The organism is Pseudoxanthomonas sp. 3HH-4, assembly GCF_006716465.1.
Taxonomy (GTDB): domain Bacteria; phylum Pseudomonadota; class Gammaproteobacteria; order Xanthomonadales; family Xanthomonadaceae; genus Pseudoxanthomonas_A.
Genome location: NZ_VFPB01000001.1, coordinates 470,070 through 483,625 on the forward strand (window position 1 = coordinate 470,070; position 13,556 = coordinate 483,625).

Genomic DNA, 13,556 nt, shown 5'->3' on the forward strand with positions numbered 1-13,556 from the left:
GTCATGCCCGCTCAGTCCGCCGGCGACCCCTGCAACAACGCCATCGCCTGCGTCCGCGACTGCACGCCCAGCTTTTCGTAGATTCGCGTGAGCGCGTTGCGCACGGTCTTGTCGCTGATGAACAGCGTGGCTGCGATCTGCGCATTGGTCCTGCCGGCCACCAGCCCCGCCACGATCTCGCGCTCACGCGGTGTCAGTTCCGCCAGGCGTTCCTCGCCCTGTGGCGCGCCACCGAGGAATGCCAGCACCTCCTGGCGGAAGCGCTGCCAGGCCGGCTCGTGTTCCAGCAGCACGTGGTTGCGCGATTCCAGTTCGACGAAGCGCGCGCCCGGGATGCCGGCCGCCAGCAGTCGCCCTTCCTCCAGCGGCACCACGCTGTCCTGTCGCGCGTGCAGCACCAGCGTGGGCACGCTGACCTGGCCGAGCAGGGCGGTGACGTTGATGCGCGCGCGCGCCTCCAGCAGCGCGGCGGCGGCTTCCGCCGTGGTCGTGGTACGCACCAGCTCGTTGAACCAGTGCACCTGGGCTTCCGTGGCATCGGGAATGAAGCGCGACGTGAACACCTGCCGGAACACCGGGTTCTGGTCGGCCCAGCCGATCCGTGCAATGTCGATGATGGCCCGGTACAACCGCGCCGCCTCTTCATTGCCGCGCTCGTAAGGGCCGCGCGCGTACGCCCCGTACAGCAGCAGCCGGGACACGCGCTGCGGATGCTTCACCGCATACGCCACGCAGGCCGCCGCCCCCTGCGAGATGCCCATCAGCGCGAAGGGCTCGTGCAGGCCCGCCGCGTCCACCATCACCTCCAGGTCGCCCAGCCAGTGATCCAGGGTCAGATGCCGCGCATCGCCACCGCTCATGCCGCAGCCGCGTTCGTCATAGCGCAGCAGCCGGTAGTGCTCGCCGAAGAACCGGTACCAGTGCCGCCAGATCGGGCTCTGCAGGTCGTATTCCAGATGGCTGAGCCAGTTCGCCGCCTTGACCAGCACGGGCCCGCTGCCCATCGATGCCCACGCCAGCCGCGCGCCATCGTCGCTGGTCAGGTAGCGGATCGCCTGCTGCATGCGGCCATCCCGGAAGGAAACCGGCCCGCAGTGTAGCCGGGACATTGTTCCCCCGGCTGGCGCGGACGATGCCGTGCGTCGGGACATTGTTCCTCTGCCGCGGACGGCATGGAGCGGCCACGCTGCCGCATCCCATCCCGCGCGCCCGCAGCGGTCCCCCGGCTGCGCCGCGCCCAACACGAGGCCATGATGAAACGCACCCTGATCCTGCTCTATGGCGTGGCCTGCTACGCCGTGTTCTTCGCCACGTTCCTGTATGCCATCGGCTTCATCGGCAACCTCTGGGTGCCGAAGGGCATGGATTCCCCGCCCACCGCGCCGTTCGCCACCGCGCTGCTGATCGACCTCGGTCTGCTCGCCCTGTTCGCGGTGCAGCACAGCGTGATGGCGCGCCCCGCCTTCAAGCGGGCATGGACGCGGCTGATACCGGAATCGGCGGAACGCAGCACCTATACCCTGCTGTCGAGCGTCGCGCTGATCCTGCTGTTCTGGCTGTGGAGTCCACTGGGTGGCACGGTCTGGAACGTGCAGCACCCCGCCGCGCGCACTGCCCTGTACACGCTCTTTGCGGCCGGCTGGGTGCTGCTGCTGTACACGACGTTCCTGCTGAATCACTTCGACCTGTTCGGCCTGCGCCAAGTCTGGCTGCAGTTCCGCGGACGGCCCTATACCCCGCTGCCATTCCGCACACCGACCGTGTACCGCTGGGTACGCCATCCGCTGTATGTGGCGTGGCTGCTGACCTTCTGGGCCACGCCGACCATGACCATGACGCACCTGCTTTTCGCAGTGATGACGACGGTCTACATCCTGCTCGCGATCCGCTGGGAGGAGCGCGATCTGGTGGCGGCGCTGCCGGAGTACGCGGACTACCGCCGGCGCGTACCGATGCTGGTGCCGGGAACGCGCCGCGCGGAGAAAGCCCCGCGCTCTAGGTCTCTGGCATGATGGCTGCGTCCAGCGTGCCGCGTATCCGGACGTGCGCTTGCTGCAGCCGCAGAAGCTTCTCCTCGTCGGACGACTGCGCGAACAGCGCGATGCGTCGTTCGATGGCCTCCAGTAACCGTTGCCGTTGCGGCCGGGGCAGGTTTTCCGCTGCAAAGGCGACGGGATCGCCGCGGAAGCCGCGCTGGTCGCACAGCTTCCGGTAGAGATTGACCGCGTACGGCGGGCATAGCAGGCACTCGGCGGCCAGCGTGGCCAGGCGCCGGCGCGTGAGGCCGAGCCGGCGCGATCGCACGGCCAGCCACGCAAGCATCGCGAGCGTCACCGCCAGCCAGGCCAGCAGGCCACCGAGCAGCCAGGTCGGCGGCGCGCCCGTCAACAACAGATACGGAATGGCCAGCAGCACGACCAGTCCCGCCACCACGCATCCCGCGCGGACGGGCCACAGCTGGCGCGCGAAGGCGCGCAGGTCGTCGGCCGTGTCAGCGACCGCGCTGTCCGCCGGTGCGAGCCAGCTCGCGTGCAGCGTGGTGCGTACCGGCAGCAGCGGAGATGGAATCCAGAGGAAACGGCCGCGCATCTCGGTGGTCGCCTCGATCGCGACGCGCCATGTCCGTCCCCCCGACACGACCACATCGTCGAAGTAGGCCAGACGGGCGGAATCCTGGACGTAGAACGCCAGGATGCCCGCGACCAGCAGCCACTCGCTGCTGACACTCACCGGACCGTCTTGTCCTTCTGCTTGCGTTTGAACAGGCCGCGCACCGCGGCGGCCACGCCGAACAAGCCGATCAACAGCAGCTTCCACATCTTGACCAGCACAGCGCCGGCAGCGGCCAGCCAGCCCTTCTTCGAAGCCACCACCGCCGCACCGCCGGTGATCAACGCCGCCAGGCCCACTTCCGCCACATGGTCGCCGGCGCGGAACTCGCTGTATTTCTCGCCCGCGGCGAAGCTGTAGCCCGGCATCAGGCGCTTGAAGTCCGCGATGGCCGGCTGCAGCGTTTCCGGATCCGCCACCACGATCACTTCCATCACGCCGCGACGACCCAGCACGCGGGTGTTGTAGTTGACGATCTTGTTCTTACTGGTTTCGGTCTCGGCGAGAATGGCCCACTCCAGCGCCTTGAGCTGGTCGTCGTACTGGGGTTTGAACGACCAGCCGAGGATGCGCATGGTCTCCCAGCCGCGCTGGCGCCGTTCTTCGTTGCCGTGCTCGGTCCCTTTGCGGACGCTCTCGAGTACGTCGTCGGCATCCACCTTTTCGTCGTCCTTGACGTAGCCCATTTCCCGGAACGAAAAGAAGCCGATCCACGACAGGTCATGCGGCGCCAGCGTGTAGGTGTCATCGCCGTCCGGCGGGTTCTCCAGCAACTGGTTGAGTCGGCGTGTGCCGACGACATCCAGGAACGCGTATCCCTCGGGCACGTCGACCGTGGCCCGGGTGCCGATCTTGCCGACGCTCGGTCCGAGCTGCCACGGCAGGTCCCCGATCGGATTCGACGCGGTGTCTTCCTGCGCGCTGACCGCGCAGGGAAAAAGGAAAAGCATGAAGACCGCGGCAAGCAGCGCCGCGTAACGGATACGCATCGGTGGTTCCCTCCCCATTGGCATGCCGGACTCCCCAGCCATGCCTCATCGGCAGGTCGCATCGCCGGCCGGCTGCAGCGATACGGTGGCGAGAGTAGCAGGCAGGAAGGGGGCCATGGCGGCCATCTTAATCTCAGATTTTCGGCGCGTATGACGCACGCCCGGTCACCAGCCCGCTGCCGATTCCTTGAAGAGGTGCAGCCTGGGATCGCGTTCGTGGGGGTTGTCGCCTCTGCTTTGCTGTCGCGCGTTCGCGTGCCGCGCTCAGTCTGCCCTGCGCAACCCATGCTCGGCACGTTCGCAGACCACCAGTGCGCCATCCTCGCTGACGGTGCCGGTGGCCTGCACGCGGTCGCCGGCCTTCAGCGCTTGCACGTCCTCCGGTGGCGGGGCTTTGCACAGGTTCCAGCGTGCGGGCAGGTGCACATCCACCTGGCCGTTGGAGGCAGCGATTCTGACCACCGCGCTGCCGTCATAGGTCCATGGCGTGGTGTCCACGCTGACGATGCTGCCTTCGACGGTGGCCTGCTCGCCGGCAGCGAGCGTGGGACTGCTGGTAGTTGGCGTGGTCGTGCAGCCGGCCAGCATCACGATTGTGGCGAGGGTCGCGAGACGACGTGCGACGGGGAGGCGGGGCAGGGTCTTCATGGGGTGTCCGTGGTGGCGGGCGGGGTCGCTTCCGCCGGGCACCTTGGCACACCCGACCCGACGACGCAGTGAATGCAGCACTCCGCCTTCTCGGGTGATCCACTGCCGGGCGCATCCTGCACCGGCGGCAGCGCGCCCGGCAGCTTCGCCAGTTCCGCCGGCGCCTTGAGCCGCAGGATCGCCGCCCAGTCCTGACGGTTCATGTTGCAGGCCGCTTCGTTGTCGGGGGCGCACAGCGTGCCGTCGCCGATCCGCAGCGGCAGGCCACCCCAGAACTCACCGTTGCGGTTCAGCGGCAGCATCCGCATGGTCACGGCCTGCTGCACGTTGCCGCCGATCGCGTACGCGGTGTTGTCGTTGCCCGGGTTCACCGCCACCACGATGTCGCAATGCATGTCGAGCGGACCGCCACTGCGCAGTACCGGCAGCAGGCCCTCATTGCCGAACAGGCGGCCCGACTGGCGCACATAGCAGATCATGTCGCCGACCATCGGCTTGGCCTTCGCCACATCGATCACGTCGAAGGCATTCGTCGACGGGTTCTGGTACGCCGCCTGCACGTAGGTGAAGTGGCGGCTGGAACCGCGGAAGCCCGGCACCCGGGCTTCGCGCATCACCCACGAGATGAAGGCGGCCGACCACGGCGTATCCACCACGAAGCCGCGGCAGGCTTCGGCCTGCGGACCGGTCGCCGAGGCATACAGGCAGTCGGTCGCACCGCGGCGATGGCCGATGGCGCCGAGCAGGCCGCTGTCGCGCCAGTAGCGCGCGACGCGTTGCCAGGCGCGATCGTCGCCGATCGACAACAGCGACGACTCGGCTTCCATCATCGGTGCGTTCGCCAGCCGGCCGTTGCGGTCGATGAAGGGGCGGTACCACATCAGGTGCTCGCGGCAAGCGACCGCCGCGATGCGGGTGGCGACGTCGGACGGCGTCTGCTGCGACAACTGCGGGCAGGCGTCGGCCGCGAACGCGGCACCGGAAGACAACAACAGGAACGGCAGCAACAACCATGCACGCATCAGCACATCCTTCGGGGTCCGTGATCCTCTTACGCATCATGCCGCATCCGCAGGACACGCCGCCGTCACGCGGACTGAAGGTATGGAAATGGTAAGCGGATCGCCGTGATCGATGATGCGCATGGCGCGCCGTCTTGACCTCAATCGCGCTTGAGGTCGCACAGTGGTCGCCTGCCGAACAAGGAGTCCGCCGTGACCGACACCCTCACCGACATCGCGCTGTACCTGCAACGCCTGGGTCATGACCGGGCGCCGCCGCCCACGCTGGAAACCCTGCGCGCACTGCAGCAGCGGCATACCGCCACGTTCCCGTTCGAAACCCTGTCCACCCTGCTGCACCTGCCCGTGCCGCTCGACCTGCCGGCCATCCAGCACAAGCTGCTGCACGAAGGTCGCGGCGGCTACTGCTACGAACTCAACCGCGTTTTCCTGGCGTTGCTGCAACACCTGGGGTTCGATGCACGCGGCCTGACGGCGCGCGTGGTGATGGGGGGGCCGGAGGACGAACTGACTGCGCGCACCCATCTGCTGGTGCTGGTCACCGTGGACGGCCAGCGCCATATCGCCGATGTCGGCTTCGGCGGCATGGTGCCTACCGCACCGCTGCGGCTGGACACCGAAGACGTGCAAACCACGCCGCACGAGCCGTACCGCATCACCCGGCACGACGGTCTGCATATCCTGCGCGCGCTGGTGGCCGGCGAGTGGCGGGCGATGTACGTGTTCGACCTGCAACCGCAGGCCGAGATCGACTACATCGTCGGCAACTGGTATGTCAGCACGCATCCGGACTCGCCTTTCCTGGGCCAGCTGCGCGCCGCACGCACCGGGCCGGGCTGGCGCAGGACGCTCAACAACGGCAGCTTCGCGCTGCATCGCCTCGGTCATGCGAGCGAACGCCGCAGCCTGCCGGATGCCGATGCCGTGATCGCGGTGCTGCAGGATGAGTTCGGCATCCGCGTGCCGGACCATCCCGGCCTGCGTGCCGCCATCGATGCGCGAATGCGAGCGGAGTCCAGCGGCGCGTCCTGAGGCGTCTGGCGGCAGGGCCGTGGCGGACGGTAAGCTCGCCGCTCCCCCGGCTGCCCTGGATCGTGCGTGCCTTTCCTCCTGCGTGTACTGCTGCTGTCGGCGTTTGCGTTGAGCGCGCACGCCGCCGAACCTGATCGCCGCATCGCCATCACCATCGATGACCTGCCATGGCAACGCATGGGCAAGACGCCGGAAGCCGAATTGCCGGCACGGCACGCGCAGTTGATGGCGCAGCTGGAGCAGGCCGGCGTGCCGGTGGTGGGGTTCGTCAACGAAGGCAAGCTGGAGATCGATGGCCAGGTGCAGCCCGCACGCGTGGCGATGCTGCGCGACTGGCTGGAGGCGGGCTTCGAACTGGGTAACCACACCCATGGCCACCTCGACCTGCATGCGGTCGGCCTGCCTGCGTTCCAGCAGGACATCCTGGACGGCGAGCGCGTGCTGCGTCCGCTGCTGGCGGAACGCGGACAGGAGCCGCGCTGGTTCCGCCATCCCTATCTTCGCGCGGGGCGCACGCCGGAGGACCGCGCCACGCTGTCGGCGTTCCTCGGCGAACACGGCTACCGCATCGCGCCCGTGACGGTGGACAACGGCGAATGGGTCTGGGCCTTCGCCTATGCCAACGTGCTGGACGTCCAGCCGGATACGCCGGCGCGCGCCGCCACGCTGGAGCGCCTGCGCCGCGGCTACATCCCCTACATGCTCAACAAGGTCGACTACTACGAGCGGCAATCGCAGGCGCTGCTCGGCCATGCGCTGCCGCAGGTGTGGTTGCTGCATGCCAACGAGCTCAACGCGGTGGCCTACGCCGAGCTCGTGGCCGGCGTGCAGCGGCGCGGCTACCGGGTGGTGACGCTGGACGAAGCGCTGCGCGACCCCGCGTATGCCCGCGGCGAGGACGGCTACAACGGCCGCTTCGGCCCCAGCTGGCTGCACCGCTGGGCGATGGCCGAGAAGAAGCCCAAGGACTTCTATGCCGGCGAGCCGGCAGTGCCCGGATGGGTGCTGGCGCTGGCAGGCGTGGCATCGGAATAGCTGGCCCGCGGCGCCGGGTTTCCGCGTTGGTCCCGATGGACCAGGGTGGACCGGAGCGCAGGCCAGGCAGGGCGGAACTTCACTTTGCCGGGAACACGCGCATGCAGAAGAAGGTGGACCTGTCGACCCGCCTGGGGCATCTGGTGGAAGTGGTGATCGAGCGGCCCGACGACCGCCAGCCGTGGTCGCTCGCGGTGCGCGTGCGCGCCGTGCAGGGCGGCGCGTGGAGCGATGCCTGGGTGGATGGAAGCCGCGGCTACTTCACCTGCCATGACGCGCTGGCCGCGGGGAAGGCGCAGGCAGCGCGCATGATCGACGGCGATGTGCCGGTCAGTCCTCGCGGCGCAGGGTAGCCAGTTTCAGGAAGGCATCGTGCTGATAGCGGCTCATGCGCAACTGCTGGCCGGTGTCCATGGTGACGACGTGGTAGCCGTTGAACCACGGGTGGATGTCCTTCACCCGGCGGATGTTGATGATGGCCGAGCGGTGCACGCGCGCGAAGCGGCGCGGGTCCAGTCGCGCGGCCAGCGCGGCCATGGTCTCGCGCAGTTCGTGCACGCGGTCGGCCAGGTGCAGGCGCACGGTGTTGCCACTGGCCTTGATCCAGACGATGTCGTCCACGTCGACCAGCACCACGCGCTCGTCCTCGCGCACGGGGATCCGCTCCAGGTAGGCATCACGCTGCTGCAGCGATGCGAGGGCCTGCATGATGCGGGCGGTGGCGTCGGCATCGGCGCCGCGCGCGGTGGCCAGTCGCTGCTTCGCACGGCGCAGCGTTTCGGCGAAGCGGTCGCGGCTGAACGGTTTGACCAGGTAATCCACCGCGTTCGCCTCGAAGGCGCGCACCGCGAACTGCTCGTAAGCCGTCACGAACACCGTCGCCGGCATCCGCGACGCACCGATGGTGGCGACCACGTCCAGGCCGGTGATCGCCGGCATCTGGATGTCGAGGAACACCAGGTCCGGCGACAGGTCGCGGATCGCCGCCACGGCGGAAACGCCGTCCCCGCATTCGCCCGCCACCTCGATGTCCGGGTCCTCGCGCAGCAGCCGCACCACCGCGTGCCGCGCGATGGGTTCGTCGTCGATCACCACGGCGGTCAGGCTCATGCGGGCACGTGCTCCGGCAATGGATCCTCGTCCATCTCGTGGAACGGCACGCGCAGGCGACAGGCCACGCCGCGCGGCACGATCAGGTCCAAGCGCAGGCTGGCCGCATCGCCGTAGAGTTCGCGCATGCGCAGCCGCGTGTTGGACAGGCCGATGCCGTGGCCGCCGGCATGGCCGCCTTCGTCCAGCGTGCTGTTGTAGTTGCGTACGTCGATGCACAGCGCGTCGCCCTCGCGCCGGCAGTCGATCTCGACGCAGTCGTCACCGACATGCTGGCCGATGCCGTAACGGATCGCGTTCTCCACGATAGGCTGCAGCACCAGGCTGGGCACGGCCGCATCCAGCACGTCCGGCGCCACGTGGATGCGCGTGGTCAGCCGGTCCTTGAAGCGTCGCCGCTGGATGCCGAGATACAGTTCGAGCAGTTCCAGTTCGCGCCGCAGCGGGATTTCCTGGCCGTCGTAGTCTTCCAGGAACGCGCGCAGCAGTTCGCTCAACCGCAGCAGCATGTCTTCCGCCGACAGCGTGTCCTCGTCGAGCAGGGTGACGATGGCGTGCAGCGTATTGAAGAGGAAGTGCGGCTGCAGCTGGGTCTTCAGCACCTGCAGCCGCGACTGCGCAAGTTCGGTCGCCAGACGCGTGGCCTCGATCTCGCGCCGCGACTTCTCGGCCTGGAAATGCAGCAGCTGCTGCACGGCCAGCAAGGTCCAGTAGGCGAGCAGGCCGATGGCGTAGTGCTTGCTGATGAACTGTATGAGTTGCTGGCCGAAGCTGCTCGGTTCGAACAGCGTCGATACCAGGGCGCCGATGACCACCGCCAACAGGGTAACGGCCAGGCTGTAGCCCACGTGCCGCGCCAGCGCGCTCAGCCGTGGTGGGAATGGAATGGGATGGCGTTCGCCCAGGCGGAACACCAGCGGCGCGAGTCCCGCCCAGGTCAGCCACTGGATCGACCACCAGCGCAGGTAGTCGCCGGGAGACCACAGATGGCCGTTGACGGCGTCGTTGACACAGCCCTGCGCAGCGAACACGAAGACCACGACCGCCCAGAGACCCAGGTAGCGGGACAGTCGCACCTCCATGCTGCCGAGTCGGATCTTCATGCACGTGTTCCCGGAAGGTGCCGGCATCGTAGGCCCCGCCGCGACGGCCGGGAAGGCGCGAACGTCACGGACTACGATTCGCCCCGCCGGCACGACGATCCGTCCCGGATCCGTTGCCGTGCGAGTCGACGCGGCGCGAGATGCGGCTGCCCCGGCACGCACACTGCGTTGCCGCTGGCACCCTTCCCTCCGGAGATCACGCCATGTGCCGCCTGTCCGTCATCGCCCTCTTTTCCGCCGCGCTGTCCGTCGCCAACGCCCACGCAGTTGAACGCACCCACTACCTCGACCTGATCAACCGTGCACATGACCGGGTCGTCTCGGTCGCGACCACGCCGGCGGGTGGTACAGCGTGGAACGAACTGCTGCTGGGCGACGCAGTGGCAGGCGGCGGAGGTGCGGTGACCGTGCAGGTCGCCAGCGACGCCTGCGTGCACGATATCCGGGTGGAGTTCGCCAACGGCCGTCGCGCGTTGTATCCGGCGGTTGATGTGTGCCGCCATCGCGGCCTGCGCATCCAGCCGCTGCCTGCGCGCGGCGCGAACGGCAGGATGGCGGTGCAGGACGATCGAATGCCTGCCCCGCTGCCTGTCGCCGACTGAAGCCGCCCGCGGCTCAGGTGGCGAAATCCAGCACGACGCGGCCTTCGATCTGGCCGGCATGCATGCGCGCGAAGATGTCGTTGATGTTCTCCAGCCGGTCGGTCGCCACCGTCGCCGCCACCTTGCCCATCGCGGCGAAGTCCAGCGACTCCTGCAGGTCCAGCCGCGTGCCGACGATGGAACCGCGCACGGTGATGCCGTTGAGCACCATGCCGAAAATGTCGAGCGGGAACTGCCCCGGCGGCAGGCCGTTGAGCGACACGGTGCCGCCGCGGCGGACCATGCCGATGGCCTGTTCGAAGGCCTTCGGCGACACCGCGGTGACCAGCGCGCCGTGCGCGCCGCCGATCTCCTTCTTCAGGTACGCGACCGGATCGGTGGTCTTCGCGTTGACGGTGACGGTCGCGCCGAGCCGGCGTGCGAGATCGAGCTTGGTGTCGTCAACGTCCACGGCGGCCACGTTCAGTCCCATCGCCTTCGCATACTGCACGGCCATGTGGCCGAGTCCGCCGATGCCGGAGATCACCACCCAGTCGCCCGGCTTGGTGTCGGTGACCTTCAGGCCCTTGTACACGGTGACGCCGGCGCACAGGATCGGCGCGATCTCGACGAAGCCGATGTTCTTCGGCAGGTGGCCGACATAGCCTGCATTGGCCAATGCGTATTCGGCGAAGCCGCCGTTGATCGAATAGCCAGTGTTCTGTTGCGCCTCGCACAGCGTTTCCCAGCCGCCGAGGCAGTGCTCGCAATAGCCACAGGCGGAATACAGCCACGGAATGCCGACGCGGTCGCCTTCCTTCACGTGGGTGACGCCGGCACCGACCGCGACCACGTGGCCCACGCCTTCGTGTCCGGGAATGAAGGGCGGGCTGGGCTTCACCGGCCAGTCGCCTTCGGCCGCATGCAGGTCGGTGTGGCAGACGCCGCAGGCCTCGATCTTCACCAGGATGTCACCTGCCGCAGGACGCGGCACGGGAACTTCCTCGATCACCAGCGGCTTGCCGAACTCCCGCACGACGGCGGCCTTCATGGTGCTGTCCATTTTCGATGCTCCTGTACCTGATGAAGCTTCACCCTACGCCGGTGGCGTGAGGGGCACGTTGATTCCGATCAACTCCGCCGGCGCACCCGCTGCCGCCCGTCGGACAGGAATCCCGCTGGGCATCCGCTGCAACACGCTGTACGGTCGTCGTGGCGCCATCCGCGCAACGACGACAGCAAGGCCACTCCCCATGCCCTCACGCACGCCATCGACCGATGTGGACGCTTTTCTGAGGGAACTGGAGCATCCGCAGGACGCCACGATCCGCCGGTTGCGCGCCGTGATCCAAGCGGCCGATCCGCGCATCGGCGAAGGCATCAAGTGGAATGCGCCGAGTTTCCACGTGGACGGACATCATTTCGCCACGATGCAACTGCGCCGACGGGACAGTGTGCTGCTGGTGCTTCACCTGGGCGCGGCGAAGCGCGCGATGCCCGACGGCGCCATCCACGATCCGGACGGGCTGCTGACCTGGTTGGCCGCCGACCGCGCAACCGCGTCCTTCGGCAGCACGCAGGATGTGGACGTGCGCGCGGCGGCGCTGCAGGCGCTGCTGCGGCAATGGATGGCCCACGTCTGACGCGGGTGCTTCGCGTCAGATGCCGCCGAGGGTGAAGATCGGTTGAGGTTCGATGCGGCCGACCGCTGCCACCGCCCGGCGCACGTCTTCGCGGGCCAGCAGGGCGCGCCAGCGGTGCTGCACGGAGACGAACGCGGGCAGCGCGTCGGGTTCGCGCCAGTCCTGCACAGCCGCAAGCATGTCGCCGCGACTCGCCGGTGCCGCAAGGGCGGCGATCAGGGCCTGCGCCGCGTCGTCCATGCGATCGGCTTCGACCAGCGCCCGGATCCAGATCTCCTGCGCGTCGTCGCGATGGTCGCGCAGGTAGTCGAGTGCGCGTCGCGCGGCGGCGCCATCCTGTTGCTGGACGGCGGCGCAGTGTTCGACGGAGGCTTGCACCATGCGACCGTAGCCGCTCATGTCGCCGACCCGCCCGAGCGCGGCGAGGGCTTCGTCCGGACGGCCGCGCTGGCAGAGGAACTGGCCCAGGTTGAGTACCTGGCTGACGTTGGCGCCGCCCGATTCGGCCATCAGCGTGCCGCGGAACAGGTCGGCCTGCGCGTCGTACAGTTTGCCGAGCCGCCGCTGTGCGATCGCACGGTTGTTGAGCACCCACACGGCGTAGTGCGGATCCTCGAACGCGGGGGCGTCCGCCGGTGCGGCCGACAGTGAGGACAGGGTCTGGTTCGCCAGCGTGACCACCTCTGCATGCTGGCCCGTCGCCAACAGCGCGTAGCCGAGTTCCATGCGGATTTCGAGACTGCGTGGCCGCCTGTCGGCCAGCGTACGCAGGTATGCCACGCGCCGGCGCGCGGCTGCTGCGATGTCGAGTGCCTCGGTGTCGCGGTCGACGACGCCATCGAAGCGCCGGTCGACGCGGAACTTCACCAGTGCGTCGGGCGAGGTGGTGAGGGCGATGGCGCGGCGGACGCCCTCGGTATCGTCGCGCGCCTGGTACAGCAGGGCGAGCTGGTACCACAGATCGCCAACGCCCAGCCCGTTGGCATCCCAGCCGGCCTGCAGCAGCGCCTCCAGCAGGTGCAGCCGGATGGGCGCATCCTGCGGCGCCTGCCGGGCGACGCCCAGCACGAAGTCCGTATCCAGATAGCGGAGCATGCGCGGCCAGCGCACCGCGAAGTCGCGCAGGTGGCGTGCCGCAGCTTCGTGCGCGCCGTCGCGGTCGTCCAGTTGCGCGAGCAGGTACACGTCGTCCGGATCATCGGAGCCGGCCTCCACGGCGCGGGTGACCCAGCGGCGCGCACGCGTGTTGTCGCCGAGGCGGGTCGCCATCCACGCCGCGCGCGACCAGGTCGCCCGCTGGTCGCCAGCGACCAAGGTGGTGAACTCCTGATGCGCCATCACTCTGGCGAGCGCGCGGTCCGCTTCGACGGCGTCGCCCTGGTCGCCCAGCGCCAGCGCATCGCGCCATTGCCGCGCGTAGGCCGGCGACACGCCCTGCTTGCGCTTCTCGCGCGGCGGCGGGCCGTGCTTGCTGAAGGCCGACGCCGAGGGGGGCTGCTGGTGATGCGCGTCGTGTGCGGCCGCGGAAGTGGCGGATTGCGCCAGCACGCCATGACTTGCGGCCGCCAGGAAGACCGCCCCTATCCACGCCTTCATCCGCACGCATGCCCCCATTGCTCCCAGGGGCATTAGAGCGCAATCGGGCGCTCGGCGGAATCGGTGCGTATGCCACGCCTGCGCAGGAAGCGTGACGGCGCGCCACCCGTGCAGGACCAAAGACACACGCCGGTGCGTGCGGGCGCGATGAAACTGGTCATGTCCCGTGATGCTTGGAGAAACGCCA

Annotated in this window: 15 protein-coding genes; 6 read left to right on the forward strand and 9 right to left on the reverse strand. The window is 68.5% G+C overall.

Translation table 11 applies throughout. The features are described 5' to 3' along the window. Positions 1–11: 11 nt before the first annotated feature. Positions 12–1,064 carry an alpha/beta fold hydrolase gene (locus tag FB548_RS19095; RefSeq protein WP_221625895.1) on the reverse strand — a complete coding sequence of 351 codons (1,053 nt, stop codon included), beginning with the start codon at positions 1,062–1,064 and terminating at the stop codon, positions 12–14. A gap of 189 nt (positions 1,065–1,253) precedes the next feature. On the opposite strand from FB548_RS19095, the gene mddA reads away from it, so the two are divergent. Continuing rightward, positions 1,254–2,012, forward strand: a complete 759-nt coding sequence (mddA, locus tag FB548_RS02140; protein ID WP_142123116.1) for a methanethiol S-methyltransferase — start codon at positions 1,254–1,256, stop codon at positions 2,010–2,012. On the opposite strand, the gene FB548_RS02145 is transcribed toward mddA, so the two are convergent. The 4 genes from FB548_RS02145 to FB548_RS02160 all read right to left on the reverse strand — a co-directional run bounded on the left by FB548_RS02145 (position 1,996) and on the right by FB548_RS02160 (position 5,269). After that, positions 1,996–2,730 (reverse strand): hypothetical protein, encoded by a 735-nt coding sequence (locus FB548_RS02145; RefSeq protein ID WP_142123117.1) that lies wholly within the window; start codon positions 2,728–2,730, stop codon positions 1,996–1,998. The genes mddA and FB548_RS02145 overlap by 17 nt on opposite strands. Continuing rightward, the gene (locus FB548_RS02150; protein WP_185741939.1) at positions 2,727–3,599 is read right to left on the reverse strand and encodes a DUF2167 domain-containing protein; all 873 of its coding nucleotides are present in this window, start codon (positions 3,597–3,599) and stop codon (positions 2,727–2,729) included. The genes FB548_RS02145 and FB548_RS02150 overlap by 4 nt, the downstream gene beginning before the upstream one ends. A 264-nt stretch (positions 3,600–3,863) precedes the next feature. Then, positions 3,864–4,247, reverse strand: a complete 384-nt coding sequence (locus tag FB548_RS02155; protein WP_142123119.1) for a hypothetical protein — start codon at positions 4,245–4,247, stop codon at positions 3,864–3,866. Next, the gene (locus FB548_RS02160; RefSeq protein ID WP_142123120.1) at positions 4,244–5,269 is read right to left on the reverse strand and encodes a DUF2272 domain-containing protein; all 1,026 of its coding nucleotides are present in this window, start codon (positions 5,267–5,269) and stop codon (positions 4,244–4,246) included. Before FB548_RS02160 ends, FB548_RS02155 begins: the two co-directional genes overlap by 4 nt. 192 nt (positions 5,270–5,461) lie before the next feature. Here FB548_RS02160 and FB548_RS02165 point away from each other — a divergent pair, with 192 nt between their 5' ends. From FB548_RS02165 to FB548_RS02175, 3 genes are all read left to right on the forward strand, one after another. After that, positions 5,462–6,301, forward strand: coding sequence for an arylamine N-acetyltransferase (locus FB548_RS02165; RefSeq protein WP_142123121.1), 840 nt, complete (start codon positions 5,462–5,464; stop codon positions 6,299–6,301). 66 nt (positions 6,302–6,367) lie between these two features. Beyond that, positions 6,368–7,336, forward strand: coding sequence for a polysaccharide deacetylase family protein (locus FB548_RS02170; protein ID WP_142123122.1), 969 nt, complete (start codon positions 6,368–6,370; stop codon positions 7,334–7,336). Between the two features lie 101 nt (positions 7,337–7,437). After that, the gene (locus FB548_RS02175) at positions 7,438–7,689 is read left to right on the forward strand and encodes a hypothetical protein (protein WP_142123123.1); all 252 of its coding nucleotides are present in this window, start codon (positions 7,438–7,440) and stop codon (positions 7,687–7,689) included. Here FB548_RS02175 and FB548_RS02180 read toward each other — a convergent pair. Together FB548_RS02180 and FB548_RS02185 are read right to left on the reverse strand one after the other, a co-directional pair. After that, a complete protein-coding gene (locus FB548_RS02180; protein ID WP_142123124.1) occupies positions 7,667–8,446 on the reverse strand; it encodes a LytTR family transcriptional regulator DNA-binding domain-containing protein in 780 nt (259 codons plus the stop codon). The genes FB548_RS02175 and FB548_RS02180 overlap by 23 nt on opposite strands. Beyond that, entirely contained in the window at positions 8,443–9,549 is a 1,107-nt protein-coding gene (locus FB548_RS02185) for a histidine kinase (protein WP_142123125.1), read from the reverse strand. Before FB548_RS02185 ends, FB548_RS02180 begins: the two co-directional genes overlap by 4 nt. A 203-nt stretch (positions 9,550–9,752) precedes the next feature. On the opposite strand from FB548_RS02185, the gene FB548_RS02190 reads away from it, so the two are divergent. Then, positions 9,753–10,151 carry a hypothetical protein gene (locus tag FB548_RS02190; protein ID WP_142123126.1) on the forward strand — a complete coding sequence of 133 codons (399 nt, stop codon included), beginning with the start codon at positions 9,753–9,755 and terminating at the stop codon, positions 10,149–10,151. A gap of 13 nt (positions 10,152–10,164) precedes the next feature. On the opposite strand, the gene adhP is transcribed toward FB548_RS02190, so the two are convergent. Continuing rightward, positions 10,165–11,193 (reverse strand): alcohol dehydrogenase AdhP, encoded by a 1,029-nt coding sequence (gene adhP, locus FB548_RS02195; protein ID WP_142123127.1) that lies wholly within the window; start codon positions 11,191–11,193, stop codon positions 10,165–10,167. Positions 11,194–11,383: 190 nt separating this feature from the next. Between adhP and FB548_RS02200 the strand changes: the two genes are divergently transcribed. Next, complete coding sequence (locus FB548_RS02200; protein WP_142123128.1) at positions 11,384–11,773, forward strand: DUF1801 domain-containing protein; 390 nt, start codon at positions 11,384–11,386, stop codon at positions 11,771–11,773. 15 nt (positions 11,774–11,788) lie between these two features. On the opposite strand, the gene FB548_RS02205 is transcribed toward FB548_RS02200, so the two are convergent. Then, complete coding sequence (locus tag FB548_RS02205) at positions 11,789–13,369, reverse strand: hypothetical protein (RefSeq protein ID WP_142123129.1); 1,581 nt, start codon at positions 13,367–13,369, stop codon at positions 11,789–11,791. Between the last annotated feature and the right edge of the window lie 187 nt (positions 13,370–13,556).

Bases quoted from the DNA above. Each gene is read 5' to 3' on its own strand.
- mddA (WP_142123116.1), top strand. From the start codon at position 1,254: ATGAAACGCACCCTGATCCTGCTCTATGGCGTGGCCTGCTACGCCGTG.
- FB548_RS02175 (WP_142123123.1), top strand. From the start codon at position 7,438: ATGCAGAAGAAGGTGGACCTGTCGACCCGCCTGGGGCATCTGGTGGAA.
- FB548_RS02190 (WP_142123126.1), top strand. From the start codon at position 9,753: ATGTGCCGCCTGTCCGTCATCGCCCTCTTTTCCGCCGCGCTGTCCGTC.
- FB548_RS02155 (WP_142123119.1), bottom strand. From the start codon at position 4,247: ATGAAGACCCTGCCCCGCCTCCCCGTCGCACGTCGTCTCGCGACCCTC.
- FB548_RS02200 (WP_142123128.1), top strand. From the start codon at position 11,384: ATGCCCTCACGCACGCCATCGACCGATGTGGACGCTTTTCTGAGGGAA.
- FB548_RS02160 (WP_142123120.1), bottom strand. From the start codon at position 5,269: ATGCGTGCATGGTTGTTGCTGCCGTTCCTGTTGTTGTCTTCCGGTGCC.
- FB548_RS19095 (WP_221625895.1), bottom strand. From the start codon at position 1,064: ATGCAGCAGGCGATCCGCTACCTGACCAGCGACGATGGCGCGCGGCTG.
- FB548_RS02185 (WP_142123125.1), bottom strand. From the start codon at position 9,549: ATGAAGATCCGACTCGGCAGCATGGAGGTGCGACTGTCCCGCTACCTG.
- adhP (WP_142123127.1), bottom strand. From the start codon at position 11,193: ATGGACAGCACCATGAAGGCCGCCGTCGTGCGGGAGTTCGGCAAGCCG.
- FB548_RS02180 (WP_142123124.1), bottom strand. From the start codon at position 8,446: ATGAGCCTGACCGCCGTGGTGATCGACGACGAACCCATCGCGCGGCAC.
- FB548_RS02150 (WP_185741939.1), bottom strand. From the start codon at position 3,599: ATGCGTATCCGTTACGCGGCGCTGCTTGCCGCGGTCTTCATGCTTTTC.
- FB548_RS02205 (WP_142123129.1), bottom strand. From the start codon at position 13,369: ATGAAGGCGTGGATAGGGGCGGTCTTCCTGGCGGCCGCAAGTCATGGC.